3 protein-coding genes and 1 pseudogene are annotated in these 3,037 nt (G+C 71.2%); 1 reads left to right on the plus strand and 3 read right to left on the minus strand.

The genetic code is table 11. The features are described 5' to 3' along the window. The coding region (locus tag GH736_RS20100; protein ID WP_203230878.1) for a DUF305 domain-containing protein at positions 1-590 on the plus strand (590 nt) is incomplete at its 5' end. 9 nt (positions 591-599) lie between these two features. Here the strand turns inward: GH736_RS20100 and ffh are convergent. From ffh to GH736_RS20115, 3 genes and pseudogenes are all read right to left on the minus strand, one after another. Continuing rightward, positions 600-2,186: a signal recognition particle protein gene (ffh, locus tag GH736_RS20105; RefSeq protein WP_159606493.1), complete on the minus strand. Its 1,587-nt coding sequence runs from the start codon at positions 2,184-2,186 to the stop codon at positions 600-602. 59 nt (positions 2,187-2,245) lie between these two features. After that, on the minus strand, positions 2,246-2,734 hold the full coding sequence (locus tag GH736_RS20110; protein ID WP_159606495.1) for a hypothetical protein: 489 nt from the start codon (positions 2,732-2,734) through the stop codon (positions 2,246-2,248). 9 nt (positions 2,735-2,743) lie between these two features. Further along, positions 2,744-3,037: pseudogene (locus tag GH736_RS20115) on the minus strand (signal recognition particle-docking protein FtsY); the annotation flags it as partial.

The following is a 3,037-nucleotide window of genomic DNA, read 5'->3' on the forward strand; positions in this document are numbered from 1 at the left end:
CGGCAGCCCCGGGTGCCGGTCCCGACACGGGTCGTGCCGGCGCCTTCGTGACGCCGGAACCGCCCGGACGCCGTTCCGGGGCACCCGCCGCACCGTCGGCGGAGGCGTCCGCCCAGGAGGCGACGACGGCGGATGTCGGATTCGTCGCGGCGATGGTCGTCCACCACGATCAGGCGGTGGCGTTGGCTCGCCTGGCATCCGGCCGGGCTGCGGATCCGGAGCTCGCCGAACTCGCGAGCCGCATCGTCCTGGTCCAGGGCGCGGAGGCCGATGCCATGCGCAACTGGCTCGATCGACGCAGGTCGCCCGCCGGCGTCGCCGGCGAGGCGCACGATCACGGCGAGCCCATGAGCGGAGACATCAGCAGCGCGACCCTCGACCGCGCGGCGGGACTCCACGGCGCCGCCTTCGACCGACTGTTCGTGCAGGCGATGCTGCCGCATCATCGCGGAGCCGTGCAGATGGCGGAGGAGCGCCTGGCCCAGGCCGGCGACCCCGCGGTCGCCAGATGGGCACGCACGATCGCGAACGCCCAGGCGCTCGAGATCGACCGGCTCGTGGAGATGGAGGCCCGGCTGCCGCTCGACTGAGCGGACGGATCAGCGCCCGAGGAACTTCTGCAGGGCCGCGAGCTCCTCCTCGCTGGGGGCCGCCTTGGCGCCCGCGCCGCCGCCCAGCCCGAAGCCCGAGCCCGCCGGCGTCGCACCCTGGCCTGCGGGGGCGGTGCCCGACGCGATGGCCGCGTTCTCGGCGGCGCGCTTCGCGGGGTTGCCCGACCGCGAGCCCGACGACTTCTTCTTGCCCTTGGCGGCCTGGCGCTTGCCGCCGCCGTAGCCGCCACCGCCCGGGATCGGGCCCATGCCCGGGATCTGCGGCATGCCGCCGCGGGCGACGGTCTTCATCATCTTGGCGGCCTGCTCGAAGCGCTGCACGAGCTGGTTCACGTCGGTGACGGTCATGCCGGAGCCGCGTGCGATGCGCAGGCGCCGGGAGCCGTTGAGGAGCTTGGGGTTGCGGCGCTCGGCGGGGGTCATCGACTGGATGATCGCCTCGGTGCGCACGATCTCGCGCTCGTCGAAGTTCTCGAGCTGCTGCTTCATGCCGCCCGCGCCGGGGAGCATGCCGAGCATCTTCTTGATGGAGCCCGCGCCGCGCAGCTGCTGCATCTGGGCCAGGAAGTCCTCGAGCGTGAACTGCTCGGTCGCGAGCTTCTCGGCGACCTTCATCGCCTCTTCCTCGTCGAAGGCCTGCTGGGCCTGCTCGATGAGGGTCAGGATGTCGCCGAGGTCGAGGATGCGGCTCGCCATGCGGTCGGGGTGGAACGGCTCGAAGTCGTCGAGTCCCTCGCCGGTGGACGCGAAGATGATGGGCCGGCCGGTGACCGACGCCACCGAGAGCGCGGCACCACCGCGGGCGTCGCCGTCGAGCTTCGAGAGCACGACGCCGGTGAAGTCGACGCCCTCCTGGAACGCCTTGGCCGTGACCACGGCGTCCTGGCCGATCATCGCGTCGATGACGAACAGCACCTCGTCGGGGTTCGTGGCCTTGCGGATGTTCGCGGCCTGCTTCATCATCTCGGCGTCGACGCCGAGGCGGCCCGCCGTGTCGATGATGACCACGTCGTGCTGCGCGCGCTCGGCCTGCTTCACGGCGTCCTTCGCGACGCGCACGGGGTCGCCGACGCCGTTGCCCGGCTCGGGCGCGAACACCGGCACGCCGGCCTGCGCCCCGACGACCTGCAGCTGGTTCACGGCATTCGGTCGCTGGAGGTCGGCCGCGACGAGCATCGGCGTGTGGCCGTCCTTCACGAGCCACTTCGCGAGCTTGCCGGCCAGCGTGGTCTTGCCGGCACCCTGGAGGCCGGCGAGCATGATCACGGTCGGCGGGTTCTTCGCGAACTGCAGGCGGCGCTGCTCGCCGCCGAGGATCGCCACGAGCTCCTCGTTGACGATCTGCACGACCTGCTGGGCCGGGTTCAGCGCCTTGTTGACCTCGTCGCCGAGGGCGCGCTCGCGCACGTGCGCCGTGAACTGCTTGACCACGTCGAGCGAGACGTCGGCGTCGAGCAGCGCGCGGCGGATCTCGCGCACAGTGCCGTCGACGTCGGCCGCCGACAGCTTGCCCTTGGTGCGGAGGTTCTTGAAGGTCTCGGCGAGGCGGTCAGACAGGTTTCCGAAGGTAGCCATGGTGCACCAAGTCTAAGCGAGCGCAGCCGTGCGGCCGATCCGTGGCCGGATGCCGCGGACTACCCCTCGAAGCGCACGTCGACCACCGCGCGGCCGAGGTCGATCGCCGCGATGAGCCGCTCGTCGGTGTCCTCCGGTGCGAGGGCGTACTCGAACTCGGCGAACGGCTCGCCGTCGCCGTCGGCCTCGGGGCGGAGGTCCACGCGGAGGAGCGACAGCGAGCGCAGCGCGTCCACCTGCCGATCGCCCGAATCGCGTCCGATGGCCGCCTCGATCTCGTCGGCCTGCTCGAGTTCGGCATCGAGCAGCACGTCGAGGAACCGCACGACCGGGCTGCTTCCCGAATCCAGCTGCCCCACGAACGCCGAGCGCACCTCCTCGTCGACGAGCTCGAGCTCGCCGACCAGGACCGCGGCCGCATCCAGCGACCCGGGCGTCACCATGCCGTCCTCGGCCTCGAGCACCACCTCGACGCGCTGGTCGCCGTACTCGATCATCTCGGACCAGTAATCGCCGATGACTCCGAAGTAGTCGTGTTCGATCGCCATGCGTTCCTCCTACCCCACGAGCTTCTGCGCGAAGACGTGCGGCGTGAACCCCGTGAGGTCGCCGATGCCCTCGCCTTGGCCGATCAGCTTGATCGGCAGTCCGGTCTTCTCCTGGACCGCCAGCACGAAGCCGCCCTTCGCGCTGCCGTCGAGCTTGGTGAGCACGAGACCGGTGACGCCGCCGTGCTCGATGAACGCCTCGGCCTGCGCGAGCCCGTTCTGCCCGGTCGTCGCGTCGAGCACGAGCAGGACCTCGCTGATCGGGGCCTGCTTCTCGACGACGCGCCGGATCTTGCCGAGCTC

This window comes from Agromyces humi, assembly GCF_009720255.1.
GTDB classification, from domain to species: Bacteria; Actinomycetota; Actinomycetes; order Actinomycetales; family Microbacteriaceae; genus Agromyces; species Agromyces humi.

Coding starts and splice junctions, on each gene's coding strand:
- ffh (WP_159606493.1), bottom strand. CDS start 2,186: ATGGCTACCTTCGGAAACCTGTCTGACCGCCTCGCCGAGACCTTCAAG.
- GH736_RS20110 (WP_159606495.1), bottom strand. CDS start 2,734: ATGGCGATCGAACACGACTACTTCGGAGTCATCGGCGATTACTGGTCC.